Origin of the sequence: Xanthomonas sp. F10, assembly GCF_014206815.1 — a bacterium.
Classification (GTDB): domain Bacteria; phylum Pseudomonadota; class Gammaproteobacteria; order Xanthomonadales; family Xanthomonadaceae; genus Xanthomonas_A; species Xanthomonas_A indica.
The window spans coordinates 1,149,347-1,176,334 of sequence record NZ_JACHNP010000002.1; the positions used below are offsets into that span (position 1 = coordinate 1,149,347).

23 protein-coding genes and 1 pseudogene are annotated in these 26,988 nt (G+C 69.1%); 4 read left to right on the forward strand and 20 right to left on the reverse strand.

Annotation, left to right across the window (positions count from 1 at the left end; genetic code table 11):
* Positions 1-5: 5 nt before the first annotated feature.
* Positions 6-320 (reverse strand): metalloregulator ArsR/SmtB family transcription factor, encoded by a 315-nt coding sequence (locus FHR56_RS16235; RefSeq protein ID WP_019798027.1) that lies wholly within the window; start codon positions 318-320, stop codon positions 6-8.
* Between the two features lie 227 nt (positions 321-547).
* On the reverse strand, positions 548-1,489 hold the full coding sequence (locus FHR56_RS16240; RefSeq protein WP_160945777.1) for a LysR substrate-binding domain-containing protein: 942 nt from the start codon (positions 1,487-1,489) through the stop codon (positions 548-550).
* Between the two features lie 218 nt (positions 1,490-1,707).
* Between FHR56_RS16240 and FHR56_RS16245 the strand changes: the two genes are divergently transcribed.
* Positions 1,708-2,634 (forward strand): DMT family transporter, encoded by a 927-nt coding sequence (locus FHR56_RS16245; protein WP_160945778.1) that lies wholly within the window; start codon positions 1,708-1,710, stop codon positions 2,632-2,634.
* Between the two features lie 156 nt (positions 2,635-2,790).
* On the opposite strand, the gene FHR56_RS16250 is transcribed toward FHR56_RS16245, so the two are convergent.
* Positions 2,791-3,711 carry a peptidylprolyl isomerase gene (locus FHR56_RS16250; RefSeq protein ID WP_160945779.1) on the reverse strand — a complete coding sequence of 307 codons (921 nt, stop codon included), beginning with the start codon at positions 3,709-3,711 and terminating at the stop codon, positions 2,791-2,793.
* Positions 3,712-3,810: 99 nt separating this feature from the next.
* On the reverse strand, positions 3,811-5,589 hold the full coding sequence (locus tag FHR56_RS16255) for an XVIPCD domain-containing protein (protein ID WP_160945780.1): 1,779 nt from the start codon (positions 5,587-5,589) through the stop codon (positions 3,811-3,813).
* Positions 5,590-5,760: 171 nt separating this feature from the next.
* Here FHR56_RS16255 and FHR56_RS16260 point away from each other — a divergent pair, with 171 nt between their 5' ends.
* A complete protein-coding gene (locus FHR56_RS16260; RefSeq protein WP_160945781.1) occupies positions 5,761-6,126 on the forward strand; it encodes a PadR family transcriptional regulator in 366 nt (121 codons plus the stop codon).
* On the forward strand, positions 6,123-7,043 hold the full coding sequence (locus tag FHR56_RS16265; protein WP_160945782.1) for a sensor domain-containing protein: 921 nt from the start codon (positions 6,123-6,125) through the stop codon (positions 7,041-7,043). The genes FHR56_RS16260 and FHR56_RS16265 overlap by 4 nt, the downstream gene beginning before the upstream one ends.
* 45 nt (positions 7,044-7,088) lie before the next feature.
* On the opposite strand, the gene phaZ is transcribed toward FHR56_RS16265, so the two are convergent.
* Together phaZ and FHR56_RS16275 are read right to left on the reverse strand one after the other, a co-directional pair.
* Positions 7,089-8,399, reverse strand: coding sequence for a polyhydroxyalkanoate depolymerase (gene phaZ / locus FHR56_RS16270; RefSeq protein WP_160945783.1), 1,311 nt, complete (start codon positions 8,397-8,399; stop codon positions 7,089-7,091).
* Between the two features lie 63 nt (positions 8,400-8,462).
* Positions 8,463-9,068 carry a class I SAM-dependent methyltransferase gene (locus FHR56_RS16275; RefSeq protein WP_160945784.1) on the reverse strand — a complete coding sequence of 202 codons (606 nt, stop codon included), beginning with the start codon at positions 9,066-9,068 and terminating at the stop codon, positions 8,463-8,465.
* 81 nt (positions 9,069-9,149) lie between these two features.
* On the opposite strand from FHR56_RS16275, the gene FHR56_RS16280 reads away from it, so the two are divergent.
* A complete protein-coding gene (locus tag FHR56_RS16280; protein ID WP_019797166.1) occupies positions 9,150-9,605 on the forward strand; it encodes a CopD family protein in 456 nt (151 codons plus the stop codon).
* Positions 9,606-9,757: 152 nt separating this feature from the next.
* On the opposite strand, the gene FHR56_RS16285 is transcribed toward FHR56_RS16280, so the two are convergent.
* The 14 genes and pseudogenes from FHR56_RS16285 to uppS form a co-directional block, all read right to left on the reverse strand.
* Entirely contained in the window at positions 9,758-10,717 is a 960-nt protein-coding gene (locus FHR56_RS16285) for an acetyl-CoA carboxylase carboxyltransferase subunit alpha (RefSeq protein ID WP_160945785.1), read from the reverse strand.
* Positions 10,718-10,797: 80 nt separating this feature from the next.
* Positions 10,798-11,661: a hypothetical protein gene (locus FHR56_RS16290; RefSeq protein WP_160945786.1), complete on the reverse strand. Its 864-nt coding sequence runs from the start codon at positions 11,659-11,661 to the stop codon at positions 10,798-10,800.
* 56 nt (positions 11,662-11,717) lie between these two features.
* Entirely contained in the window at positions 11,718-15,308 is a 3,591-nt protein-coding gene (gene dnaE / locus FHR56_RS16295; RefSeq protein WP_160945787.1) for a DNA polymerase III subunit alpha, read from the reverse strand.
* Between the two features lie 201 nt (positions 15,309-15,509).
* Positions 15,510-16,169 (reverse strand): ribonuclease HII, encoded by a 660-nt coding sequence (locus tag FHR56_RS16300; RefSeq protein WP_160945788.1) that lies wholly within the window; start codon positions 16,167-16,169, stop codon positions 15,510-15,512.
* 17 nt (positions 16,170-16,186) lie between these two features.
* Positions 16,187-17,371: pseudogene (lpxB, locus tag FHR56_RS16305) on the reverse strand (lipid-A-disaccharide synthase); the annotation flags it as partial.
* A 161-nt stretch (positions 17,372-17,532) separates the two neighbouring features.
* Positions 17,533-18,324 carry an acyl-ACP--UDP-N-acetylglucosamine O-acyltransferase gene (lpxA, locus tag FHR56_RS16310; protein ID WP_017908793.1) on the reverse strand — a complete coding sequence of 264 codons (792 nt, stop codon included), beginning with the start codon at positions 18,322-18,324 and terminating at the stop codon, positions 17,533-17,535.
* A 19-nt stretch (positions 18,325-18,343) separates the two neighbouring features.
* On the reverse strand, positions 18,344-18,799 hold the full coding sequence (gene fabZ, locus FHR56_RS16315; RefSeq protein WP_019797386.1) for a 3-hydroxyacyl-ACP dehydratase FabZ: 456 nt from the start codon (positions 18,797-18,799) through the stop codon (positions 18,344-18,346).
* Positions 18,796-19,812 (reverse strand): UDP-3-O-(3-hydroxymyristoyl)glucosamine N-acyltransferase, encoded by a 1,017-nt coding sequence (gene lpxD / locus FHR56_RS16320; RefSeq protein ID WP_160945789.1) that lies wholly within the window; start codon positions 19,810-19,812, stop codon positions 18,796-18,798. Before lpxD ends, fabZ begins: the two co-directional genes overlap by 4 nt.
* Before the next feature lie 96 nt (positions 19,813-19,908).
* Complete coding sequence (locus FHR56_RS16325) at positions 19,909-20,202, reverse strand: hypothetical protein (protein WP_160945790.1); 294 nt, start codon at positions 20,200-20,202, stop codon at positions 19,909-19,911.
* Between the two features lie 93 nt (positions 20,203-20,295).
* A complete protein-coding gene (gene bamA / locus FHR56_RS16330; protein WP_160945791.1) occupies positions 20,296-22,716 on the reverse strand; it encodes an outer membrane protein assembly factor BamA in 2,421 nt (806 codons plus the stop codon).
* 80 nt (positions 22,717-22,796) lie between these two features.
* Positions 22,797-24,155 (reverse strand): RIP metalloprotease RseP, encoded by a 1,359-nt coding sequence (gene rseP / locus FHR56_RS16335; RefSeq protein WP_160945792.1) that lies wholly within the window; start codon positions 24,153-24,155, stop codon positions 22,797-22,799.
* Positions 24,156-24,181: 26 nt separating this feature from the next.
* Positions 24,182-25,387 carry a 1-deoxy-D-xylulose-5-phosphate reductoisomerase gene (locus FHR56_RS16340; RefSeq protein ID WP_160945793.1) on the reverse strand — a complete coding sequence of 402 codons (1,206 nt, stop codon included), beginning with the start codon at positions 25,385-25,387 and terminating at the stop codon, positions 24,182-24,184.
* A gap of 5 nt (positions 25,388-25,392) precedes the next feature.
* Positions 25,393-26,217 carry a phosphatidate cytidylyltransferase gene (locus FHR56_RS16345; protein WP_017911571.1) on the reverse strand — a complete coding sequence of 275 codons (825 nt, stop codon included), beginning with the start codon at positions 26,215-26,217 and terminating at the stop codon, positions 25,393-25,395.
* Positions 26,214-26,954, reverse strand: coding sequence for a polyprenyl diphosphate synthase (gene uppS, locus FHR56_RS16350; protein ID WP_160945794.1), 741 nt, complete (start codon positions 26,952-26,954; stop codon positions 26,214-26,216). The genes FHR56_RS16345 and uppS overlap by 4 nt, the downstream gene beginning before the upstream one ends.
* Positions 26,955-26,988: the final 34 nt, after the last annotated feature.

The following is a 26,988-nucleotide window of genomic DNA, read 5'->3' on the forward strand; positions in this document are numbered from 1 at the left end:
AAGGATCAGGCGGTGCGCTTGGCCTGCCTGCGCGATTCGCGTTTGAGTGGGCCGGCGCTGGGGCAGATCTCGAAGGCGAAACCGCTGAGGGTGTTGACCAGGTTGTCGGGCGTGAGCCGGTACACCACGAACTGGCCGCGGCGCTCGCTCGCCACCAGCCCGGCCGCTTCCAGCACGGACAGGTGCCGCGAGATCGCCGGCGCGCTCATCGCGAAGCGCTGCGCGATCTCGCCGGCCGTGAGTTCCTGTGCCGACAGATAGGCCAGGATCTCGCGGCGCGGGCGCGAGGCGAGGGCTTCGAAGACGCGGTCGATGGACATCGGGGCTTAGATAATTAACGAATTAGTTAATTAATGACCAGGTGTGTGGCGCTTGTCAATGGCGTTTGGCTGGCAGCCCGAGCTTGAGTCGATTCGCGTGGTTTCCAGTAGGAGCGGCTTCAGCCGCGACACAGGCGACCGGTAACGCGGCGTCGCGGCTGAAGCCGCTCCTGCGACGCGATCGATGCCGCGGGTTCCTGCACGTGTGCCCTGCGCTTACGCCAGCGCTAGCCCGCCGTCGGCGGCAACCCGAGCAGCTCGGCCGGCAGCGCCGGCAGCGGCGTGCGTTCGTCCAGCGCCTCGCGCTTGAGCCAGTCGACGAAGTGGCTGGCGGCCGGGCTGAGCAGGCGGTGGGTCGGATGCACGATGTAGTAGGAGTAGCGCGCGGTCAGCGCCGGGCCGGGCAGGCGCACCAGTTCGTAGCGCTGCAGATACGGCTGGGCGATGTGCTTGCGCGCGAGCACCGCGCCCACGCCGTACACCGCCGCGCGCATCGCATCGGTGCTGTCGTTGAAGGTGTGCATCGGCGGCAGGGCCACGCCGCGCACGCCGGCGGCGCGGAACCAGTCGCGCCAGCCCTGCGGCGACATGTCGGTGAGCAAGGGCAACTGCGCGATCTGCTCGGGCCGGCGCAGCGTCGCCAGTTGCGGCAAGGCCGGGGACGCCACCGGGAACAGTTCGTCGTCCATGAGGTGGTGCGAGGTCAGCCCCGGCCAGTCGCCCTGGCCGTAGCGGATGCCGAGCTCGGGGCCACCCTCTTCAAAGCGCGAGAAGGCCGAGTCGGTCTGGATCTCCAGGCGCACGTGCGGGTAGGCCTGGCAGAAGCGCGGCAGGCGCGGCAGCAGCCAGCAGTACGAGAGCGAGCGCAGCGTGGTCAGGCGCAGCGGCGCGGTGTCGGCCTGCGGATGCAGGTTGCCGGCCACCGCGGCGATGTCGGCCAGCGCCGCGCTGGCGGCATCGGCCAGTTGCCGGCCCTCGGCGGTCAGCTTGACCCCGCGCGCGTGGCGCTGGAACAGCGTGGCGCCGAGCAGCGCTTCCAGGCGCCGCACATGGTGGCTGACCGCACTGGCGGTGAGATGCAGTTCCTCCGCGGCATGGGCGAAGTTCTGGTGGCGAGCCGCGGCGGCGAACACGCCGAGCGCGGGCAGCAGGGACGGGCGCAGTTGCACGGTCAGACACGCGGCAGATTTGTGGCTCGCGACGATACTACGCGCTTGTCGCCCCTGGGGCGCAGGACGATGCTGACCGCCGAACACGACATGCGCAGCAGGCAGAGCAGCGAGAAGGGAGCGGTGCGGATGCGCCACCCGGCATCCGCCGCCGGCGGCGGATGCGTGGCGTCGCAGGATCGCTGCGGCGCGTTTCCGGTCGACCGCGAGCCTCCTCCATGCCTACTTCCGACACCTCCCTGCAACCTGGCATCGTCTCTGCCCCTCCCGCGCCCGTATCCGACAGCGCTGCGTCGCGCGACTGGCGCACGCCGCTGGAACTGGGTTTTCTCGGCGTCGTCTGGGGCTGCTCGTTCCTGTTCATGCGCGTGGCGGCGCCGCAGTTCGGTGCCTACGCGCTGGTGGAACTGCGCCTGGCCCTCGGCGCAGCGGTGCTGCTGCCGTTCCTGTGGCTGGCGCGGGCGCGCTTCCCGCTGCGGCGCTGGCCGACCCTGGCGGCGATCGGCGTGCTCAATTCCGCGCTGCCGTTCCTGCTGTTCGCGTGGGGGGCGCAGCACGCGCCGGCGGCGATCGGCGCGATCTGCAACGCGATGACGGTGCTGTTCACTGCGTTGATCGCGTTCCTGTTCTTCGGCGAGCGCATCGGCACCCGCCGCGCGCTGGCCTTGCTGGTCGGCTTCATCGGAGTGTTGGTCTTGGCCACCGGCAAATCGGCCGGGCTCAGCGTCGGTCCGTCCGCCTTCGCCGGCGCCACCGCCTCGCTGCTGTACGGCATCGGCTACAACCTGGTGAAGCGGCATATGGGCGACCTGCCGCCGGCCGCATCGGCGGCGGCCACGCTCGGCTGCAGCGCGCTGCTGCTGGCGCCGCTGGCGTTCACGCATTGGCCGACCGCGCCGGTGTCGGCGCTGGCCTGGGCCTGTGCGGGCGGCCTGGGCGTGGTCTGCACCGGCCTGGCCTACCTGATGTACTACCGGTTGATCCAGCGCATCGGCCCGGCCCGCGCCTCGACCGTGACCTACCTGATCCCGGTGTTCGGCGCGCTGCTGGCCTGGTGGTTCCTGGGCGAGCCGCTGACCTGGACCATGCTGCTGGCCGGTGCGCTGATCCTGGGCAGCGTGGCCTTCAGCCAGCGCGCGCGGTAGAACGTGCCATCCATCGCGGCGACATCGCCAGGCGGCTGACCGGCTGCGCCGTGGAGCAGCCGCGCGAACTTTTCATCCGCTTCCTGCACGCGCAGCCGCCGCAGCGGCGCGGCGTCGGCGGCGCCTGAGCGCGCCGGACGGCGCGCGCATGACGCGTCACTTCGGCGGCGCGCGCACCGGCAGCGGCACGTTGCACAGGTCGATGTGCCCGGCCGGGCGCTTGTAGAACGCGTCGCGGCGGTTGCGCCGCGCCTCGACCACGTCGCGGAAGGTTCGGGTGTCGGTACGCAGCAATTGCAGCGGCGTGCGCTCTGCTTCCGGCACGTCGCTGGCCAGGCGGATCGCGCGGATCGGCGTGCGCTGCTCGGGTTTCTCATAGAAGCCCATCGGGTCCGGCCCGCGCGGGATCACGCTGAGCAGTTCCATGCCCTTGACCACGCGGCCGACCACGGTGATGTTGCGGTCCAGTTGCCGCGGCGACTGCCCGGTGACCACGTAAAGCTCGGCCCCGATGCTGCTGTCCTCGTCGTTGTTGCGGCCGGCGCCGAGCGTGCCGTAGCAATGCGCCAGCCAGGCGGTGCCGGCCTTGGGATCGCGCGCTACCGGAAAGTCGTCGACGAAGCCCACCTGCGCCGCCCAGCCGTCAGGATCGGGCAGCGGCTGGAACGCGAGGCCCGCGGCGGGTCGCTGGAACTCGGCGGGCAAGTGGGTCTTGGCGCTGCCCAGCGACTTGGCCTTGCCCGGCTCCTCGCCATCGGGGTCGCCGAACTGCACCACGAAATTGTCCTGCGAGCGATAGATGCTCAGGCCGTCCCAGAAGTGCTCGTGGGCCAGGGTACGGATGTTGCCGACGTGCTGCGGCGCGAACGCCGGCGCCAGCTCGATGATCACCCGGCCGGTGTCCAGCTCCAGGTACAGCGTGTTGGCCGGATCCAGCGTGCGCCAGTCGCTGGGCTTGGAGGCGTCCAGGATCTGCTGCGGGCTGCGGTACGGCACCGCCGGCGGCGGTGCGCCCGCCGACGCGGCGAAGGTGGACAGCGACAACGCGAGGGCGAGCAGGGAAGTGCGCAGCGGCATGAGGGCGGCCCGGTCGGTGAGCGCCCGATTCTCACCGAAGCGGCGGCCGCTGCCAATGCGCCGGCGGCACGGCGATTGCCGTGCTGCCGACAGGGCTGCCTACGACAGCGCGCGCCGCTGCGGTTCCTGCGCCTCCTGCACCGGTGGCTGGCTCGGCGTCGGCGGCAGCGCGGCGAGTTGCCTGGCGCTTTCCGCGGCCGGGATGGTCGCCGCCTGCGCGGCGTCCACGTAGGCCACGCGCTTGTCGGCGGACATCGGGTCGCCCTGTACCGCGAACACGCGCCCGTTGTCGTTGCGCAGCACGTGATCGACCTGGGTCAGGCCATCGCGCCGCGCCGCCAGCAGTAAGCCGCTCGCGACGTTGGCGTCGTAGGGCGTGAGCTTGCGCGCGATCGCCTGTTGCATCGCCTCTTGCTGCGGATCGGCGGCGGCACGCGCAGCGGGCGTGGCGCCGGTACTCGGGGCGGCGCGCGTGGGCGCTGACGGTGATGGCGGGTCGGCGCGGTCGACCTGCGCGTCGATGCGCACCAGGTCGCCGCCCGGCGTGCCGCCGGCGCTGCTGGACACGCGGAACAGGCGCTCGCTCAGGCCATACTGGGAATTACCCAGATTGCGCGCCAGGCCGATCGCGAAGTCCTGCGGACTCTGCTTTGCATATTCCGCCGCCTCGTGCGCGGTCATCGGACTGGCCTGCGCGGCGCGCTGGTACTGATGGCGCAGCGCGTCCATCTGCTGTTCGGAGAAGCGCAGGGTGGCGTTCTCGCCAGCCCTGATCGGCGGGTTGGCCGGGTCGGTGTCCTTGCCGGTGAGCGCGGCGTTGAGCAGTTGCGCCTGGTTGTGGTCGACCTTGTCGAAGCTGAACTGGTAGCTGCGTTCGTCCACGCGCTCCTTTCCCGCCGGGTCGAACTGGCGGGTCAGGGTCATCGGCACGTTGCCCGCGTACTGCACCTTGCCGACCACGCTGGAGCTGCCGTCGGCATAGGTGGTGCGCACGTTCTCGCCGCTGTTGCGCTGGCCGCCCAGTTCCGCCTTGAACGGGCCCAGGCCGAGCTGGGCGCGGGTCTCCGAACTCATGGTGAGGCTTTCGACTTTCTGCACCTCGGTGACACCGGGCGCGTTGGCGGCGAGCTTGCCGCTGGCCAGGAACGCGCGGTAGGCGGCCTGGGCCTGCGGATCGCGCAGGTCGAAGGTGGCGGTGTTCATGGTCGCCTGGCCGAGCGCATCCTGCCGGCCCAGCATGGCCTGGGCGATGTCGGTCTTCAGTCCCGCCGCCTCCAGCCGCTCCACCGCCTGGGTCGGACCGACCGCGACGCGGACGCGATCGGCATCCAGGCGCTCCACCGCATAGCTCATGCCGGCCGCGTCGGTGCGCTCGCTGGACGTGGCGAAGCCGCGGAATGCCGCTTCCATCGAGGTCTTGGCGAACACCTGGCCATCGAGCTTAACGCGGCCGCCTTCCGGGATGGTCGTGGGGTCGAAGGGATTCACCCGCGCAGCGGCGTCGGCCGTGGCATCGCCGCGCAGCCGGACTTCGTAGCGGCCGCGCTCGCCGGTGGCCTGGGTCAGGCTGCCGTCGGCGGCCAGGCGCCCGGCTTTGAAGTCGCCCTGGATGCGATGGCCCTGGGTGAACTCCATCTCGACGTTGAACACCGTGTCGCCATTTTCCTGCTTGCGCCCGGCGCCGACCTTGCCGGTGTGCACCGCCGCGTATTCCAGCGGTCCGTACTTGGCCTGTGCAGCCGTGCGGCTGTACTCGACCGAGGCCGAACCGGCCTCTGGATCGCGCTTGAACGCGCCGGTCGAGAACTGGTTGCCGGAACTGGCGAAGCTGGCCTCGGTGGCCTGCCCGGGCTCTGGGGTGGCGGGCGTCGAACTCATGCGTGACCTCCTGGATGGCATGCACAAAGGAAGGTCCCGCAGTGTAGTCAGCGTGGTGTTGCCGAAGAGTTTGTCGCCTGGAACGCCGGTTGGGGCGGCGGACATGACCAACGGCACAGGGGCTATGTCGAACTTTGCACTAGTATCTACTTCAACCTAGTGAGGGATGCCATGGTCGAGCCGGATGCGCAGCTGAAGAAATTCCAGAAAGAGCTGAGCGCCGGCACCGTGTCGCTGGCCTTGCTGGCGGTGCTGGCCGCCGCCGAGGCGCCGCTGTACGGCTATCTCATCGCCAAGCGCATGGAGCAGGTGGGCGAGGGCGTGCTCAGCGGCAAGCAGAGCGCGCTGTACCCGGTGCTGCGCAACCTGGAGGCGGCGGGGTTGCTGTCCAGCCATGTCGAGCCGTCGGTGGCCGGGCCGCCGCGGCGTTACTACCGCATCACCGCGGCGGGCCTGGCCACGCTGCGGCAATGGGCCGCGGCGTGGAGAGCCACCCGCGATTCCGTCGATTCCGTGCTGAAGGGGATTTCAGAATGAGCAGCGCACACACCGCACCACGGCCCTTGCCGACCACCATTCCCGACTACCTGGCGCAACTGCGTGCGGCATTGGGCGGCGCCGACCCCGCGCTGATCCAGGACGCGCTGTACGACGCGGAGGAATACCTGCGTTCGGAGTTGGCCGAGCAGCCGGGCAAGAGCGAGGCCGAGGTCATCGCCGGCGTCGCCGGTAGCTACGGCGCACCGGAGGAGGTGGCCGAGATCTACCGCGATACCGAGGTGACGGTGAACCGCGCGCTGCGCCCGCCGGCGCCACCCAAACGCCGCTCGCTGGCCGGCCGCTTCTTTGGCGTGGCCGCCGATCCGCGCGCCTACGGCAGCCTGTTCTACATGTTGTTGTCGCTGGTCACCGGCATCTTCTACTTCACCTGGGTGGTGACCGGGGTCAGCGTGTCGGCGGGCATGCTGATCCTGATCGTCGGCGTGCCGCTGCTGGTGCTGTTCTTCGGTTCGGTGCGGCTGCTGTCGCTGGTGGAAGGCCGGGTGGTGGAAGTGCTGCTGGGCGAGCGCATGCCGCGGCGGCCGCTGTACAGCGAGCGCACACAACCCTGGCTGCGGCGCATCGGGCAGATGTTCACCGACGCGCGCACCTGGACCACGATGCTGTATTTCCTGCTGATGCTGCCGCTGGGCACCTTCTACTTCAGCGTGTTCATCACCCTGCTGAGTACGGGGCTGGCGCTGGCGTCGGCGCCGCTGGGGTTCTTCCTGCCGCAGCAGTTCAATGCGATGTTCGTCGACTGGAACGTCACCGAAAGCGCACCGTGGCTGCTGCCGGTGTGGAGTGCGCTGGGCATCGTGCTGCTGGTCGGCACGCTGCACTTGGCGCGTGCGGTCGGCAAGCTGCACGGCATGCTCGCCAAGCACCTGCTGGTGCACAGCGCGGGGCAATGACGAGGCGCCGCGGCTGGCGAATGCCGGCCGCGGACGCTGCACGGCTCAGCCGGCCTTGCGGCTGCCGCGGCGCTTGAGCGGGGTGACGTTGCCGGCCGCCGGCGCGCGGCTGGCGCCGGCGTTGGCGGCGATGAAGCTGCGCACCTGCGGATACACGATGTCGCGCCAGCGGCGGCCGCTGAAGATGCCGTAATGGCCGGCGCCTTGCACTTCCAGGTGCTGGCGGCGAGCGGAGGGGATACCGGTGCACAGGTCCTGCGCGGCGGCGGTCTGGCCCAGGCCGGAGATGTCGTCCAGTTCGCCTTCGATGCTGAGCAGCGCGGTGTCGCGGATCGCGGCCGGGTCGACGCGCTCGCCGTCGATCACCCATTCCCCGCGCGGCAGCAGGAACTCCTGGAACACCACGCGGATGGTGTCCAGGTAGTAGGTGGCCGGCATGTCCAGCACCGCGTTGTACTCGTCGTAGAAACGGCGGTGCGCCTCGGCGTCCTGCAGGTCGCCCTTGACCAGGTTGGCGTAGAAATCCCAGTGCGACATGAAGTGCCGGCTCGGGTTCATCGCCAGGAAGCCGATGTGCTGCAGGAAGCCCGGGTAGACCTCGCGGCCGTGGCCGGGGTAGGCCGGCGGCACGGTGTGGATGACGTTGTGCTCGAACCAGGACAGCGGATTGCGCGTGGCCAGGTTGTTGACCTCGGTAGGGCTGCGCCGCGCGTCGATCGGGCCGCCCATCATCACCAGCGAACGCGGCGTGGTCTCGCCGCGCCCGGCCATCAGCGACACCGCGGCCAGCACCGGCACGGTCGGCTGGCACACGCTCATCACGTGCAGCGACTCGGCGCCGATGTGGCGGATGAAGTCCTGCACGTAGCGCACGTAGTCGTCCAGGCCGAAGTCGCCGTCGGCCTGCGGCACCATGCGCGCATCGATCCAGTCGGTGACGTAGACCTTGTGGTCGCGCAGCAGGGTGCGCACGGTGTCGCGCAGCAGCGTGGCGTGGTGGCCGGACAGCGGCGCCACGACCAGTACGGCCGGCTGCTTCTTGAGTCCGTCCACCACCTTGGCGTCGTCGCTGAAGCGCTTGAAGCGCAGCAGCCGGCAGAACGGCTTGCGCAGCACTTCCTGTTCGACGATCGGCAGCGCGTGGCCGTCGACCTCGACATGGTCCAGCGCCCAGGCCGGCTTCTCGTAGTCCTTGCCCAGGCGGTGCATCAGTTCGTTGCTGGCGGCCAGGCGCTCGGCACCGGGCAGCGTCGACCACAGGCTGTTGGGGTCGGAGAAGATCTTGGCGTTGGCTTCGGCCTGGTGCACCCAGGGGGCGAGCAGGTTACGGGTCAGTTCGTGCCACTGGTAGAGCATGCCGGCGTTTCCATCCTGAGCGTATGCTGCCGTGCAGCATAACCCATTCCGGGCATTTGCACCTTAATGGGGCACCAGACCAATCGTCTCCAGCGCCGCCGCATCGCCCGCCAGCGCTGGCGCCAGCCAGCAATGACTGCCGACCGGGCGCAGCCCGAGCGCACCGAACTGGCGCCGGTACCAGCGCGCTGCACGGGGCTGGAAGCCGGCGTGGTCGCCGTCGAAGTCGTCCTCGGCGGCGAAGGTCTCCAGGAACGCCACCCCGCCGCACAGCTCCACCAGGCCAGGCAGGCCCTGGCGCAGTTCGCGGCTGGGCACGTAGTGCAGCACGTCCGAGCACACCAGCAGGTCCACCGGCGCGCATGGCCGCAACCAGGCGAAATCGCCGAAGCGCGCCGGGTGCAGGTTGCGGTGGCGGCCGTAGCGGGCGACGGCGTAGTCGCTGCTGTCGAAGCCGAGGTAGCGCAGCTTCGGCCGCAGCTTCAGCAGCGGCGCGCGCCAGGCGCCTTCGCCGCAGCCGATGTCGAGCACGCTGCGGATCGGCCGTTCCAGGTAGTACTCGGCCTGTGCCACGGCGAGCCCGACCTTGCGCGCCAGGCGTGCGGCGTCGCCGATGCCGTCGCGGCGATACCAGCGCTGGAAGTAGTCGGCGTCGTACTGTTTGTCCATGCGGGCGTGTGGTCCGTGCGGGCGCCGGGCGAATCGGCGAAAATGGCCGCACATCCTACGCCAGCGACCCGGAGCCAGCGCATGCAACTCTATCTGTGGATCAAGTCCCTGCATCTGCTGTTCGTGATCGCATGGATGGCGGCGGTGTTCTACCTGCCGCGGATCCTGGTCAACATCGCCGAGAGCGCGGGCCAGCCGCAGGTGCAGGAGCGCCTGGCGCTGATGGGGCGGCGCCTGTACCGCTTCGGCCACAGCATGTTCGGCCTGGCGCTGCTGCTGGGGCTCACCCTGTGGCTGGGCTACAAGGTGCTGCCGGACTTCCCGACGATGGTCGCGCCCGGCCACAGCGGCTGGCTGCACGCCAAGCTCGGCTTGGTGGCGCTGATGCTGGCCTACTACATCTTCACCGGCCGCTGGCTCAAGCGCGTGGGGCAGGCGCAGCCCCTGCCGTCCTCGCGCGCGCTGCGCCTGTTCAACGAACTGCCGGTGCTGGGACTGCTGGTGGTGATCTGGCTGGTGCTGGCGAAGCCGTTTTGAGCGGGGATTGGGGATTCGGGATTCGGGATTCGCAAGAGCGGGGTCTTCCAGCCTGGTATTGATCGCGGCTACCCATAACACTTCGGCGCCGGGAACGGGCTTTTACGAATCCCCAATCCCGATTTCCCAATCCCGAGGCGCCGCCCGGCGCCTCACGCCGTCTCGTACGCGCCGTAGCTGCGCAGGCGCGCGTAGCGCTTCTCCAGCAACTGCTCGATCGGCTGCTGTTCCAGGGCGTGCAGTTCGTTGAGCAGGACCGCCTTCAGGCGCTTGGCCATCTGCGTGGGGTTGCGGTGGGCGCCGCCGATCGGTTCGCGGATCACCTTGTCGACCAGGCCCAGCGCGGACAGGCGCTTGGCGGTCAGGCCGAGTTGTTCGGCGGCGTCCTTGGCCTTGGACGCATCCTTCCACAGGATCGAGGCGCAGCCTTCCGGCGAGATCACCGAGTAGGTGCCGTATTCCAGCATCAGGGTGCGGTCGCCCACGCCGATCGCCAGCGCGCCGCCGGAGCCGCCTTCGCCGATCACGGTGCAGATCACCGGCACCTTCAGCTCGGCCATCTCCAGCAGGTTGCGCGCGATCGCCTCGCTCTGGCCGCGCTCCTCCGCGCCGATGCCGGGGTAGGCGCCGGGGGTGTCGATGAAGGTCAGCAGCGGCAGCTTGAAGCGCTCGGCCAGCTTCATCAGGCGCAGTGCCTTGCGATAGCCCTCCGGACGCGGCATGCCGAAATTGCGCGCGATCTTGCTCTTGGTGTCGCGGCCCTTCTGGTGGCCGATGATCACCACCGCGCGGCCGTCGATGCGGCCCAGGCCGCCGACGATGGCCTTGTCGTCGGCGAACGCGCGGTCGCCGGCCAGTTCCTGGAACTCGTCGCAGAACACGTTGATGTAGTCCAGCGTGTACGGGCGCTGCGGGTGCCGCGCCAGCTGCGAGATCTGCCACGAGGACAGGTCGCGGAAGATCTGCGCGGTACGCACCCGCAGCTTGTCCTCCAACGCACCCACCTCGGCGTCGACGTTGACCGCCGGGCCGGTGCTGGCGTTGCGCAGTTCCTGGATCTTGGCTTCCAGATCGGCGATGGGTTGCTCGAAGTCGAGGTAGTTCGGGTTCATTGGAAGCCGTGGAGAACGTGAAGTGGGGAGTTTAGCCGAATGCCGCGTGGCGGCCCGTACGCGGCCGTCCGGTACCCGGCTCAGGGGCCGGTCACCAGCGCAGGGCTGTGCATAATCTGGTGCATGCCCTCGACGAAGTCGTTGACGCGTTTGTTGTCGTCCACCGACAGGCCGCTGAACAGGCGCGCGGTGGCATGGGTGAAGTCGATCTGCGTGGACACGTAGGTCTTGCGCAGGCGCTGTTGCTCCGCCGGATCGGTCGCGTGCAGGTAGGCGTTGGCCAGCGCGCGCAGCGGCCCGGCGTGCGCCTCCATCACCGGCGGCAAGGCCGGCAGGCGTTCGGCCGCGGGCGTGACCCGGCGCTGCGGCGGCTGCCAATCGCGCGGCTGATGCGCCGCGACATAGCCAGGGGCATCGTGGCTGCTCTCGACGTAGGCGACGAAGTCGTCGGGCGCGAAAATCTTGCGCATGCGCCGGCCGCCGCTGCTGTCGACTGCGCCGACGGCGTTCTCGGGGAACGGGGTATGCACGTCGAAGTCCCAGTCCTTGACGATGAACAAGTCGTGGACTTGCCCGTAGCGGCCTTTCAGTGCCACGCCCCGCACCTCGACGACCCCATCGCCCTGAAACTCGCGCGGACGTGCGGTGCTGGTCCAGTAGATCTCGTCGATCCAGTAGTAATCCGACAGGGTGGGGTTGACCAGGGCACCGTCGTGATCGGCGTAGACGATGAAGGGGACGCGGCCGAGTTGCGCGGTCTGCAGGGTGTGCGCGCCCGGTGCCAGTTCCAGGGCCAGGTCGGCATGTGCGGGGATGCTGTGCGACTGTCCATCGACCTGGATCGGCAAGGCCTGCCCGGTCGGATTGTCGAAGCGGAAGGTTTGCGGACCCTTGCCGCAGGCAGTCAACAACAAAATGCAGCAGGACAGGAGCAAAAAGCGCATGCGGATATCCAGAACGGAAGGAAAAAAGAGAGAGCCGATTCGGTTTGCAGCGAGGGTCAGTTCGCCCACGGCGGGCTGTACTTGACCTTCACCGCGCGCACCGCCGGGTCGCCGCGCAGGGCGTCCAGCAGCTGCGGATCCACGCGCACCGAATGGCTGCCGTTGAGGTCGAGCATGCCGGCGATGCCGCCCTGCGCCGACTGCAGCAGCAGGTCCAGGCGCAGGGGGGTCTTGCCCGGACGGTGGCGGGCGAGCAGGCCGTCGATGCGCGGCCAGGCGCTGCGCTGGCGCAGGTCCAGGCGCAGCGACAGGCGCTGCGCGTGGTGCGTGCAGATCTGCTCGTAGTCCCAGCACTGGCGGATGCGCATGGCATAGCCGCCGTTGAATTCGTCCTCGCGCACGCCGCCCTTGACGATGAGGATGCGGTCGCGGGTCAGCAGGTGGCCGAATTCGGCGATGGCGTCGGAGAACGCGCTGCACTCGATGCGGCCGCGGCCGTCCTCCAGTTGCACGAACACCTGGCTGTCGCCCTTGCGGCGCACGCCAACCACCTGGCCGGCGAGGATCGCGCTGACCTCCGGGCGCCACGCGCGCTTCTCGCCGTCGCCACTGCCGCCGCGGCCGCCGCCGGATTGCGCGCAGATCTTCTCCAGCGCGCTCAGGTCGCAGCCGACCAGTTCGCGCACTTCGTCGCGGTACGGATCGAACGGATGGCCGCTGAGGTAGAAGCCCAGCGTCTCGCGTTCGCCGGCCAGCAACTGGCCCAGCGGCCATTCCTTGCTCTCCGGCAGGTCCAGGCGCAGCGCAGGCGCGCTGGTGTCGGCGCCGCCGAACAGCGAGTTCTGTCCGGAGGCGCGCTCGCGCGCCATCTGCTCGGTGGCCTTCATCACCTCCGGCAACTGCAGCATCAGCGTGGCGCGGTTGCTGCCCAGCCCGTCCATCGCGCCGGCGTTGATCATCGCTTCCAGCGTGCGCTTGTTGAGCTTGGCCGACTCCACGCGGGTGCAGAAATCCAGCAGCGAGGCGTACTCGCCGCCGCGCTCGCGCTCGGCCACGATCGCTTCGCAGGCGCCGCGGCCCACGCCCTTGATCGCGCCCAGACCGTACTGGATGGTGTCCGGCGTGGCCGCCTCGAACATGTAGGCCGACGCGTTGATGCGCGGCGGCAGCACGGTCAGGCCGAGGTTGCGCACCTCGTCGAGGAAGCCGACCACCTTGTCGGTGTTGTCCATGTCCGAGGACAGCGTGGCCGCCATGAACTCGGCCGGGTAGTGGCGTTTCAGCCACGCGGTCTGGTAGCTGACCAGCGCGTAGGCGGCGGCGTGCGACTTGTTGAAGCCGTAGCCGGCGAACTTCTCCATCAGGTCGAAGATTTCGTCGGCCTTGGCCTCGCCGACGCCGCCCTTGGCCGCACCCTCGCGGAAGATCTCGCGGTGCTTGGCCATTTCCGCCGGCACCTTCTTGCCCATCGCGCGGCGCAGCAGGTCGGCGCCGCCCAGCGAGTAGCCGCCGACGATCTGCGCCATCTGCATCACCTGCTCCTGGTACACCATGATGCCGTAGGTGTCCTTCAGGATCGCTTCGGTGCGCGGATCGGGATAGACGATCTCTTCCTGGCCGTGCTTGCGCGCGTTGAACGAGGGGATCAGGTCCATCGGGCCGGGGCGGTACAGCGAGACCAGCGCGATGAGGTCCTCGAAGCGGTCGGGGCGGGCGTCCTTCAGCAGCCGGCGCATGCCCGAGGATTCGAACTGGAACACCGCGCCGGTGTTGCCCGAGGCGAAGATGCCCTTGTAGGTCGGCGCGTCGTCGAGCGGGATCGCGGCGATCTCCACCGGCGGAATGCCGGCGCGCGCGTGGCGCACGTTGATCGCCTTCACCGCCCAGTCGATGATGGTCAGGGTGCGCAGGCCGAGGAAGTCGAACTTGACCAGGCCGACCTGTTCGACGTCGTCCTTGTCGAACTGGGTGACTGGGTTCTTGCCGAAGTTGTCGACGTCGTGTTCGGCGAACAGCGGGCAGAAGTCGGACAGCGGCGTCGGCGCGATCACCACGCCACCGGCGTGCTTGCCGGCGTTGCGGGTCAGGTCCTCGAGCTGCCGCGCCAGGTCCATCAGGTCGCGGACGTCGTCCTCGGCCTGGTAGCGCTGGATCAGCTCCGGCGAGGCCATCTCGCTGTCCTTGCCTTCGCCCATCGCATCCTTCAGCGTGATGCCGAGGATGTTGGGGATCAGCTTGGCGACGCCGTCGACCAGGCCGTACGGGAAGCCGAGCACGCGGCCGCAGTCGCGCACCACCGCCTTGGCGGCCATGGTGCCGTAGGTGATGATCTGGCTGACCCGGTCGCGGCCGTACTTGCGCGCCACGTAGTCGATCACCTCGTCGCGGCGATCCATGCAGAAGTCGATGTCGAAGTCGGGCATCGACACGCGTTCCGGGTTGAGGAAGCGCTCGAACAGCAGGTTGTACGGCAGCGGGTCCAGGTCGGTGATCTGCAGCGCCCACGCCACCAGCGAACCGGCACCGGAGCCGCGGCCCGGGCCGATCGGGATGCCCTGATTCTTGCCCCACTGGATGAAGTCGGCCACGATCAGGAAGTAGCCGGGGAAGCCCATCTTGATGATGGTGTCCAGCTCGAACTCGAGCCGGTCCACGTAGTCCTGGCGGGTCTTGCCGGGCGCCAGCGGGTTCTTTTCCAGGCGCGCGGCCAGGCCGTCGCGCGACTGGCTGCGGATCCAGCTGTCCAGCGTCTCGTCGTCGGGCACCGGGTAGGCGGGCAGGAAGTAGGTGCCCAGCTGCATCTCGATGTTGCAGCGTTGCGCCAGCGCCAGCGTATTGTCGATCGCGTCGGGGATGTCGGCGAACAGCGCGGCCATTTCCTCGGCCGACTTCAGGTACTGCTGGTCGCTGTAGTCGCGCGGACGCTTGGGGTCGTCGAGCACGCGACCGGAGGAGATGCACACGCGCGCCTCGTGCGCGGCGAAGTCGCTGGCGTACAGGAAACGCACGTCGTTGCTGGCGATCACCGGCAGGCCGCGGGTGCCGGCGGCGTGCAGGGCGAACTGGTTGAACGCCTCCTCGCCGTCGCGGCCGGTTCGGGTCAGTTCCAGGTGCAGGCCGTCGCCGAAGATGCGCTGCCAGTCGGCCAGTTGCTGCTCGGCCAGGTCGTGGCGGCCTTCGCTGGCCAGGCGCCCGGCCAGGCTCTCGCGGCCGGCCAGCGCGAACAGGTTGTCGCTGCCGGTCTGCAGCCATTCCGGGCGCAGCGCCACGCCGCCTTCGCTGCGGTGGCCTTCCAGCCAGGCGCGGGTCAGCAGCCGCGACAGGCTCAGGTAGCCGTCGCGGTTGCGGCACAGCACGGTCAGCCGCCACGGCGCCTGGGCGCCGTCGGCGATCAGCAGGTCGGCGCCGGCGATCGGCTTGATGCCCACGCCCTCGGCGGCTTTGTAGAACTTGACCAGCGCGAACAGGTTGTTGAGGTCGGTGACCGCCAGCGCAGGCAGGTCCAGCTCCACTGCGCGGCTGAGCAGGTTGGCCTGCTTGGCTTTCTTCGGGTCAGCCTGATCCGGTTTCTCGGGCACACGGATGGTCGAATCCGCCAGCGAGAACTCGGTGTGGATGTGCAGATGGGCGAAGCGGGAAGTGGACATGCGGAACCAGAGCGATGCCCGGGCAGGGTAGCGGCGGGGGGCGAGCCGGGCAAGGCTTGACAGGCGGAAGAGCCGGGACCGGGGACCCGGGACCCGGGACCCGGAAAAGCAAAAGCCAGGACTGCCGTCCGCGCACGCGCTTGGGACCATCGCGCGATCGGCGTGGACACCGGTAACGGTAAGTGGCGTCGAATTCGGAGCTTATGCGACCAGTTGCTGTTCCGGGACCCGGGTCCCGGGACCCGGGTCCCGGCTTTCCAGGGCCATCCTGACCGGCGCGAAGCTGCGCCGGTGGTGGATGCAGGGGCCGTGCGCGGCCAGTGCCGCCAGGTGCGCCGGGGTGGCGTAGCCCTTGTGCAGATCGAAGCCGTAGTGCGGGTGCTCGTCGTGCAGGCGTTGCATGATCCGGTCGCGGGTGACCTTGGCCACGATGGAGGCGGCCATGATCGCGCGGTCGCGGGCATCGCCGCCGACCAGCGCCTCGGCGGCGCAGGGCAGGCCCTTGGGCACGCGGTTGCCGTCGATGCGGGCGAAGCCGGCGACGTGGGCCACGCCCTCGACCGCGCGGCGCATGCCCAGCATGGTCGCCTGGTAGATGTTCAGGCGGTCGATCTCCTCGGCCTCGATCAGCACCACCTGCCAGGCCAGCGCCCGCTCGACGATGCGCGCATACAGCGTCTCGCGCCGCGCCGCGGTCAGTTGCTTGGAATCGTCCAGCCCGTTGATGCGGGTGCGCGCCGGATCGAACACCACCGCCGCCACTGCCACCGGCCCGGCCAGCGGACCGCGGCCGGCCTCGTCGACGCCGGCGTAGAGCCGGGGCCCGGGACCCGGGAACCGGGACCCGGGGAAGAGCTGCAATTCTGGCTGCTGTCCGTTCACGGGATGTGCCGTTCCGAGTCCCGGGCCCCGGGTCCCGGGTCCCCACCTTCCATCAATTCAGCCACCGCATCCGCCGCGCGTGCCGAGGCGTCCTGGCGCAGCAGCAGGTGCAGGCGTTCGTACTCGGGCTGCAGCGCCGCCACCGCCTGCGGGTCTCGCAGCCAGTGCAGCAGGGCGGCGGCCAGCGCGTCGGGGGTGCAGGCGTCCTGCATCAGTTCCGGCGCCAGATCGTGGCCGGCCAGGATGTTGGGCAGCGCGTAGCGGTCCACCTTCAGCAAACCCAGCGCCTTGACGATGCGGTAGGTGAGCGGGGCGACCTTGTAGCCGACCACCATCGGCCGCTTCACCAGCATGGCTTCCAGGGTTGCGGTGCCGGAGGCCAGCAGCACCGCGTCGGCAGCGAGCAGGGCGGTGCGCGCGTTGCCGTCCAGCACCTGGGTGGCGGCCGGCGGCAAGGCCGAGCGCGCGAGTTGCTCGGCGATCAGCGCCTTGCACGCGGCATTGGCGGCCGGCACCAGCACGCGCGCGTTCGGCAACTGCTGCAGCACCTGCGCGGCGGCGGCGAAGAAGGTGTCGCCGAGCTTGCCGATCTCGCCCAGGCGGCTGCCCGGCAGGACCGCCAGCACCGGCACGTTGGCGGGAAGGCCGAGGGGGGCCCGCGCGGCGTCGCGGTCGGCGTGCAGCGCGATCGCGTCGGCCATGGGATGGCCGACGAAGCGCGCATCCACGCCGTGTTTGGCGTAGATCGCCGGCTCCATCGGGAACAGGCACAGCACCCGGTCAGCGCTGGCGCCGATCTTGGCCGCGCGCTGCTCGCGCCAGGCCCACACCGACGGGCTGACGTAATGCACGGTGCGCAGCCCGCGCTGCTTCAGCCAGCGCTCCACGCCGAGATTGAAGTCGGGGGCGTCGATGCCGACGAACACGTCCGGCCGCCACGCCAGCAACCGCTCGCGCAGCGCGCGGCGCAGCGTGAGCAGGCGCGGCAGGTGCCGCAGCACTTCCAGCAGGCCCATCACCGCCAGCTCGCTGGCGTCGAACCAGGTCTCGCAACCGGCCTGGCGCATCGCCTCGCCACCGACCCCGGCGAACTCGGCGTCGGGGTAGCGCGCGCGCAGCGCCTCGATCAGCCCCGCGCCCAGCAGATCGCCGGAGGCCTCGCCGGCGACGAGGGCGATGCGGATGGAGTCGGGACCCGGGGCCCGGGACCCGGGGCCCGGGACAGAGAGCGCCGGATCCCGACCAAGAGAAGGGAACGCCGCGACTTCCGGCGGGAAGCTGGAAGCACCGGTGACCTCATTGCGGGCCCCGGGTCCCGGGTCCCGAGTCCCGGCTCCGGCGTTCATCGCAACAACGGCCGCTCGCTGGATTCGATGAATTCCAGCATCGCACGCACGTCCTCGCTGCCTTCGGCGAGCACCGCCAACTGGTGCTTGGCCTCGGCCAGCGGCAGGCCGGCCACGTACAGCGCACGGTAGGCGCGCTTGATCGCGGCCACGCGTTCGGGATCGAAGCCGCGGCGTTTGAGTCCTTCGCTGTTGATGCCGCGCGGGCGTCCCAGCGAATTGCCGCCGACCATGGTGAACGGCGGGACGTCGCCGTTGATCAGCGCGCCCATGCCGAGGAAGGCGTGATCGCCGATGCGGCAGAACTGATGCGCGCCGGCGAAGCCGCTGATGATGACGTGGTCGCCCACTTCCACATGCCCGGCCAGGGTGGTGTTGTTGGAGAACACGCAGTGGTTGCCGACGATGCAGTCGTGGGCGACATGGGTGTAGGCGAGGAACCAGTTGTCGCTGCCGACCCGGGTGATGCCGCCGCCGCTGCCGGTGCCGCGGCTGACGGTGACGAACTCGCGGATCACGTTGCGGTCGCCGATCACCAGTTCGGTGCGTTCGCCGGCGAACTTCTTGTCCTGCGGGTCGCCGCCGAGCGCGACGTGGCCGACCAGGCGGTTGTCGCGGCCCAGCCGGGTCGGGCCGACGATGCTGCAATGCGAGCCGATCTCGCAGCCTTCGCCGATCTCCACCTCGGCGCCGATCACGGTGAAGGCGCCGACGCGCACGTCGGCGGCGAGCTTCGCGCCGGGGTCGATGATCGCGGAGGGGTGAATCAGGGGGGCGTTGGCGCTCATTGCAGGTCTCCTGCCAGGGTCATTCGCGGGTGCCGGCGCACAGCACTTCGGCGCAGGCCACGACCTTGCCGTCGACCTTGGCCTCGCCGTAGTACACCGCCATGTTGCGGATCACCCGCTTGATCTCCACATGCAGCTCCAGCACGTCGCCGGGCACCACCTGGCTGTTGAAGCGGGCGTTGTCGACCTTGACCATGTAGAACAGCTTGGACTGCGCGTCGCGGCCCATCGCCAACTGGGTCAGGATGCCGCCGGCCTGCGCCAGCGCCTCGATGATCAGCACGCCGGGCATGATCGGCTGGCCGGGGAAATGGCCCTGGAAATACGGCTCGTTGATGCTCACGTTCTTGTGCGCGACGATCCGGCGGTTCTCGAAATCCAGCGAGACCACCTTGTCCACCAGCAGGAACGGGTAGCGGTGCGGGAGCAGTGCGCGAATCTGGGCGATGTCCGGCAGGGGCTGATCGTGGCTCATTCCTTCTCCTTGCTGACAGACAGGATGCGACGGGCCAGGGCATCGAGCTGTTTGAAGCGCGCGGCGTTCTTGCGCCACGTGCGGTTGTCGGTCAATGGGGTGCCGGACGAGTACTCGCCCGGCTCGTGGATGGAGTTGCGCACGACCGACTTGCCGGTGACCACGACCTTGTCGCAGATCTCCAGGTGGCCGACCACGCCGACCGCGCCGCCGAGCATCACGTAGCGGCCGATCTTGGCGCTGCCGGCGATGCCGGTGCAGCCGGCGATGGCGCTGTGCGCGCCGATGTGCACGTTGTGCGCGACCTGCACCAGGTTGTCCAGGCGCACGTCTTCTTCGAGGGTGGTGTCTTCCAGCGCACCGCGGTCCACGCAGGTGTTGGCGCCGATCTCGCAATCGTCGCCGATGCTGACGCCGCCCAGTTGCGGCACCTTGATCCAGCGGCCGGCATCCATCGCCAGGCCGAAGCCGTCGGCGCCGAGCACCGCGCCGGGATGCACGCGCACGCGCTGGCCCAGGCGCACCCGGGTGACCAGGGTGACGCGGGCGATCAGTTCGCTGCCGGCGCCGACCTGGCAGTCCTCGCCGATCACGCAGCCGGGGCCGATCACGCACCCTTCGCCGACCACGCTGCGCGCGCCGATGCTGACGAAGGCGCCGATGTGCGCGCTGGCCGCGACCTGCGCGCTGGGATCGATGCTGGCGCTGGGATGGATGCCGGGCGGCCGCAGCGGGGCCACGTCGAACAGCGCGGCGATCTTGGCGAAGGCCACGTACGGATCGCGCGCGATCAGCGCGGTGCCCGGCGCCGCCTCGGCGTCGTCGGCGCGCAGCACCACGACGGCCGCGGTGCTGTCGGCCAGTTGCGCACGGTAGCGGGGATTGGCCAGGAAGCTGAGCTGCCCCGGGCCGGCCTGCGCCAGCGTGGCCACGCCATGCACCGCGACGCTGCCGTCGCCATGCACCTGCAGGCCGAAACGCTCGGCGATCTCGTCAGCGGTATAGGAATTCATCACGGATAGAAGTCTATTCTCTGCTCGTGTGCTAGTCACGACGAGGCCCGGGTTGACCGGGCCTCGTGGATGCATCAGGAAACTGCTTTTCCGAGATCAGCTGCCGCGGTGGCTGGTGGATTTCGGATCGGTTGCGGCTACTTTGGCCAGATCGTGTTTGGCGACGCTACTCTGAAGCTGCTCGCCGAGGACGATCTGTCCCTGCCCCGGTGACTTGGTGTTTGCAAGGCAATATCGCAAGTTTGCGTCGCAGTTCATGCCGTCCGGATGCGCCAGGCAGGCCGAGTAATTATCGTAACAGTCAGCCATCGCCACGCCCGAGAACGTGGAAAGCGCCAATAAAGAAGCGAAACACCAGCCCGTTACAGAACCGCGATTGGTCTTCTTCATCTGATTGCGTCCTGATTGTAGTGCCGCCCCGATTGGCGGCGGCACTACGTTGGCGCAGCGGCGATGCGATGTGAAGGCCGCGTCACGCCTCGATCAGAACTGGCCGCCGAACGTGAACTGGAGGCGCTCGATCTCGTCGTTGTCTTCCTTCTTCAGCGGAATCGCATAGCTGATCGAGATCGGGCCGACCGGCGCCCGCCACAGCAGGGCGATACCGGTGGACGCACGCAGTTCGTTGGACTTGAAGTTGTCCACGCCGTTGAACACGTTGCCGAAATCGACGAACGCCGAAATGCGCGCCGACGGGCTGTCGAACAGCTTCGGGAAGTACATTTCGAAGGAGCCGACGGTCTTGAACGAGCCGCCCAGCGGCTGGCCGCGGCGGTACGAGGCGGTGGCTTCGGAGCGCGGGCCGAGGGTGTTGTCCTCGAAGCCGCGGACCGAGTTGGTGCCGCCGGCGTAGAAGTTCTCGTAGAACGGCAGGCCCGAGGCGGTGACGCGGCGGATCAGGTTGGAACCGTCGCAGGCCTGCGAGTTGAAGGTCGTGGTGCCTTGCGCATCGTTCGTGTAGCTGCCGCAGATGTCGCGCGACACGTCGCTGCCGTAGCTGTCGCCGTAGCCGAATTCGGCACGCGTATTCAGCACCAGCGACGACGACAGCGGCCAGTACTTGGAGATCTGGTAGTTGAGCTTCCAGTACTCCACGGTCGAGCCGGGCAGGGTGGCTTCCAGGCCCACGCGCTGGTACATGCCGCGGGTCGGCATGAAGTATTGGTCGCGGGTGTCGCGGGCCCAGCCCAGTTCACTGCGCCAGGCGTGGAAGGTCTTGGTCCCCATCGCATCGATGTAGTTGATGATCGCCTGCGGGGTGAAACCGGGATAGGTGGTGATCTGGTTGCTGTCCACGCCGAACATCAGCGAGACGCTGTCGGTCTCGGTGATCGGCACGCCGAAGATCACCTGCGCCGCGCCGTTGGTGCTGTTGTACTGCGCGGTGCCGAAGTCGGAGTAGTCCAGCTTGCGCCACGACAGGTTGTAGCCCAGCGACACGCCGTCGTCGGTGAAGAACGGATTGGTGTAGGAGAACGCGTAGCGCTCCTGGTAGCTGCTGCGCGAAGCATCCACCGCGACGCGGTTACCGCCGCCGAGGAAGTTGTTCTGCGACAGCTGCACCGAGGTGGTGACGCCGTAGGTCTGCGAGTAGCCCAGGCCGAAGGTGAAGCTGCCCGAGGTGGTCTCCTTGACGTTGTAGACCACGTCGACCTTGTCGTTGCTGCCCGGCACCGGCGGGGTTTCCACGTCCACCGTCTCGAAGTAGCCCAGGCGCTGCAGGCGGATCTTGGAGCGGTCGATCGCCGCCTGCGAGTACCAGGTGTCTTCGAACTGGCGCATTTCGCGCCGCAACACTTCGTCGGAGGTGCGGGTGTTGCCGCGGAACACGATCCGCCGCACCGACACGCGCGGGCCCGGCGTCACCTGCAGGTTCACCGCCACCGTGCGCTTCTCGCGGTCGGTGGTCGGGATCGGGGTGACCTTGGCGAAGGCGTAACCGATGTTGCTCAGGGTGTTGGTGATGGCGTCGGAGCTGTATTCCAGCAGCGCGCGCGAGAAGGTGTCGCCCGGCTTGGGGATCACCAGCTTCTCGATCTCTTCCTGCGGCAGGATGGTGTCGCCGGTGACCTTGATGTCGGAGATCTTGTACTGCTCGCCTTCGGTGATGCCGGCGGTCAGGTACATGTCGCGCTTGTCGGGGCTGATCGCCACCTGGGTGGAGTCGACGCTGAAGTCGACGTAGCCGCGATCCAGGTACCAGGAGTTGAGCTTCTCCAAGTCGCCGGACAGCTTTTCCTTGGAATACTGGTCGTCGCGGCGGTACCAGGACAGCCAGTTGTGCTCGCGCGACTCCCAGTTCTCCAGGATGTCCTTGTTGAGGAACTTCTCGGTGCCGATCAGGTTGACGTGGCGGATCTTGGCCGCCTTGCCTTCCTTGATCGCGATGGCCACGTCGACGCGGTTGCGATCCAGTGGACTCACCGTCGGGGTGATCTCGACGTTGTACTTGCCGCGGTTGTTGTACTGGCGGGTCAGTTCCTGGGTCACCCGGTCCAGGCTCAGCCGGTCGAAGGTGCCGCCTTCGCTGAGGCCGATGTCGGACAGGCCCTTGAGCAGTTCCTCGCTCTTGATGTCCTTGTTGCCGGTGACGGTCAGCTTGTTGATCGCCGGACGTTCCTTGACCGTGACCACCAGGATGTTGCCCTGGCGATCGACGCGCACGTCCTCGAAGAAGCCGGTGCGGTACAGCGCACGGATCGCCTCGGCGACCTTGGCCTCGTCCACGGTGTCGCCGCGCTCTACCGGCAGGTAGGTGAACACGGTGCCGGACGAAATGCGTTGCAGCCCGTCGACGCGGATGTCGCTGGCGGTGAAGGGCTCCGCTACCTGGGCCAGGGCCGGCAGGCTGAGGCTGGCGGCGAGGGCGAGGGCAAGTAGGCGGCGAGTGGGAAATCTCGTCATGTCACGTCCGGTAGAGGTCGATATCGTTGTTGCATGGGCGCCGGCGCAAGACGACAGCGGGTCGAGTGAATCGGCGCGGGTCATCGCAGGGCCTGGCCGAAGAGGTCGTTGTAGAACGCCAACCCCATCAGCCCTGCCAGCAACGTCAGGCCCACGAATTGTCCCGCCGCCATGGCGCGCTCGCTCAGCGGGCTGCCCTTGACCAACTCGATAAGGTAATACAGCAAGTGCCCGCCGTCCAAGATCGGGATCGGCAGCAGGTTCATGATCGCCAGGCTCAGCGACAGCAGGGCCAGGAAATTCAGGAACCAGTCCGGGCCCTGCTTGGCCGAGACATTGGCGACCTTGGCGATGGTGATCGGGCCGGAGACGTTCTTCAGCGAGGCCTCGCCGGTCAGCATGCGGCGCAGGATGCCGAGAGTGTCGCCGGCCATCCGGCCGGTCTCGCGAAAGGCGACCGGGATCGCCGCCAGCGGGCCGTAGCGCAGGGTGGCATCGTAGGCGGGGCGGCGCTGCTCGCCGATGCCGACCCCCAGCTTCCAGGTCGGCGCGCCGGGGCTGGCGGCCTGCTTGAGATGGACCTCCAGGGCCAGCCGCTCGCCGTTGCGCTCGACCTCGATCAGGCCGTTGCCGCCGTCGCGGCCCAGGGCTTGCACCCGCGGCGCCACCTGGTCGGCGCTGGTGATCGGACTGCCGTCCACCGCCAGCACGCGGTCGCCGGGGCGCAGCACGCCGTCGGCGGCCGAGCCGGGGGCGACGTTGGCGATCACAGCCGGCTGCAGGGTGAAGCGCCAGGTCAGGCCGGCCAGGGCCGGCACCTGCTGTTCGTCGAAGCCGACCGGCAGCTGCGACAGGCGCAGGGTGTGGGTGCGGCTGGCACCGTCCTGCGCGTCCTCGGTCAGCACCGGCACGTCTTCGCGATCCATGGCGGCGACGGTCAGCTGCATGGCGGCCTCGCTCCAGGTGGCCACGTCGCGGTCGCCGACGCGGACGATGCGCTCGCCGGGCTGGAACCCGGCCTGCTGCGCCAGGCCTTCGGCGCGGCCGACGATCGGCGCGTAGTCCTGCTTGCCGATCACGAACATCGCCCAGAGGAACGCAACGCACAGGATCAGGTTGGCGATGGGGCCGGCGGCGACGATGGCGATGCGCTGCCACACGCTCTTGTTGTTGAAGGCCTGCGCGCGCTCGGCCGGGGCGACCTCGCCTTCGCGTTCGTCGAGCATCTTCACGTAGCCGCCGAGCGGGATCGCGGCGATCGCGAACTCGGTGCCGTGGCGGTCGTAGCGCGACCACAGCGGCTTGCCGAAGCCCACCGAGAAGCGCAGGACCTTGACCCCGCAGCGGCGCGCGACCCAGAAATGGCCGAACTCGTGGAAGGTCACCAGGATGCCCAGGCTGACCAGCATCCACCAGATGGAGCCGACGACATTACCCATGCGCGTGGCTCATGGCGGCGTGGGAATCAAGCATGGGCGAAGTGGCGGGCAATGGCGAGTTCGGTGATCTTGCGCGAGTGCGCATCCGCCGCCAGCAATGCGTCCAGGGAATCGGCCGCGACCGCAGGCAGCTCGGTCAGGGCGTTCTCGACCAGCGCAGGAATCGATAGGAAACCGATCCGGCCCTGAAGAAAGGCTGAAACGGCCACTTCGTTGGCCGCATTCAGGATCGCCGGGGCGCTGCCGCCGGCCTGCATCGCGCGCCAGGCCAGGGCCAGGCAGGGGAAGGCGTCCAGGTCCGGCGCCTCGAAGTCCAGCCGGCCCTGCGCCAGCAGGTCCAGACCGGCGACCCCGGAAGCGATGCGCTCCGGCCAGCCCAGGCCCACCGCCAGGGTGGTGCGCATGTCCGGCAGGCCCATCTGCGCCAGGGTCGAACCGTCGATGAACTCGACCAGCGAGTGCACCAGGCTCTGCGGGTGCACCAGCACCTCGATGCGCTCGGGTGCCAGTGCGAACAGGTGGTGGGCCTCGATGACTTCCAGGCCCTTGTTCATCAACGTCGCCGAATCGACGGAGATCTTCGGCCCCATCGACCACTTCGGGTGCGCCACGGCCTGTGCCGGGGTCACCGCCTGCAGGCGCGCGCGGTCCCAGCCGCGGAACGGGCCGCCGGAGGCGGTCAGCAGCACCCGCCGCACCTCGGCGCCGGTCTGGCGCGAGCGCAGGCACTGGAAGATGGCGTTGTGTTCGCTGTCGATCGGGATGATCTCGGCGCCGGCGGCCGCGGCCGCGGCGGTGACCAGCTCCCCGGCCAGCACCAGCGCCTCCTTGTTGGCCAGCAACAGGCGCTTGCCGGCACGCGCGGCGGCCAGGGTCGAGGCCAGACCGGCGGCGCCGACGATGGCGGCGACCACGCTGTCGCAGGCGTCGCTGGCTACCAATTGATCCAGGGCGGCGTCGCCGGCATGCGCCTGAGTCGACAGCCCGGCCGCGCGCAGGCCGTCACGCAAGGCCGGGTAGAGGGCCGGATCGGCGATCACCGCATGCGCGGGGCGGTGCGTGGCGCACAGCGCCAGCAGCGCGTCGACGTTGCGCCCGGCCGCCAACACGCCGGCGCGCAGGCGCTGCGGATGGCGCGCGATCACGTCCAGCGCCGAGGCGCCGATCGAGCCGGTGGCGCCGAGCACGGCGATGGTGCGGACCGCCGGGTCCTTGCTGTATCGCGTGTTCACTGGCCTCAGAACCCGAAGATGTCCTTGCCCAGCGCGAAGATCGGCAGCGCCGCCAGCACGCCGTCGATCCGGTCCAGCACGCCGCCGTGGCCGGGGATCACGTTGCCCGAGTCCTTGGCGCCGACGTGGCGCTTGAGCAGGCTCTCGAACAGGTCGCCGACCACCGAGGCCAGCACGCTGACCGCAGCCACGATCAGCAGCCCTGGCAGGTGCGGCAGGGTCACCCCGGCCAGCCAGCCGAAGCCGGCGGCCACGATCAGGCCGGCCAGCAGCCCGCCGACCAGGCCTTCCACGGTCTTGTTGGGGCTGATCCGCGGCGCCAGCTTGTGCTTGCCGAACTGGCGGCCGGCGAAATAGGCGCCGGAATCGGCGGCCCACACCGTGGCCAGGGCGGTCAGCAGCCAGCGATGGCCGTTGGGCTCGCTGGCGTGGATCAGGCCTAGCGCGGCCCAGGCGGGCACGATCGCCAGGGTGCCGGCGGCCAGCTTGAACACCCGCGCGTAGGTGGCGTGGTCGGAGCCGAAGCGGTAGAAGCCCAGCCACAGCAAGGCCACGCACCACCAGCCTACGCCGATCAGGGTGGTCAGCTGGAACAGCACCAGCGAGCCGGCCGAGGCCCACACCAGCAGCACCATCAACAGCAGGTTGAGCATCAGCAGGATGGTGCGCGGCAGGGTGTCGTCGACCTCGGCCAGCTTCAGCCATTCCCACAGGCCGATCAGGAAGATCAACGCGGCCAGCGCGACCAGCCACTGGGTCGGCAGCAGCAGGATGGCGCAGATGGCCAGCGGGGCCATGATCAGCGCGGCGATGACGCGGGTACGGGTCATGCGGAAACGTTCTCCGTCGCCGCTTCGGCGACCTGCGCGCTGGTGAGGCCGAAACGCCGCTCGCGGCGGGCGTAGTCGTCCAGGGCTTGTTGCAGCACCTCGGGGCCGAACTCGGGCCAGAGGGTCTCGGTGAACCACAGTTCGGTGTAGGCCAGCTGCCACAGCAGGAAGTTGCTGATGCGCAGGTCGCCGCCGGTGCGGATGAACAGGTCCGGCGGCGGCAGGTCGGCCAGCGCCATGCGCGCCGACAGCGCCTCCTCGTCGATCTGCTCCGGGCGCAGGCGCCCGGCAGCGACGTCCTCGGCCAGCGCGCGCGCGGCCAGGGCGATGTCCTGGCGGCCGCCGTAGCTGGCGGCGATCGACAGGTGCAGGGCCTGGTTGTCGCGGGTGCGCGCCTCGGCCTGGGCCATCCGCTCGCACAGCGACGGCGCAAAGCGCGAGCGGTCGCCGATGAAGCGCACGCGCACCCCGCGCCGCTGCAGTTCCTCGACCTCGCGGTCGAGCGCATGCAGGAACAGCTTCATCAGCGCGTCCACTTCCTCCTGCGGGCGTCCCCAGTTCTCGCTGGAGAACGCGAACAGGGTCAGCGCGGCGATGCCGCGCTCCAGGCAGAAGTCGATGGTGCGGTTGACCGCGCGGGCGCCGGCACGGTGGCCGATCACGCGCGGCCGACGGCGGCGCTGTGCCCAGCGGCCGTTGCCATCCATGATGATGGCCAGGTGGCGGGGCAGGGACATGGGGACGGGGTCGGAAGGCATGGCCGGCAGGCGC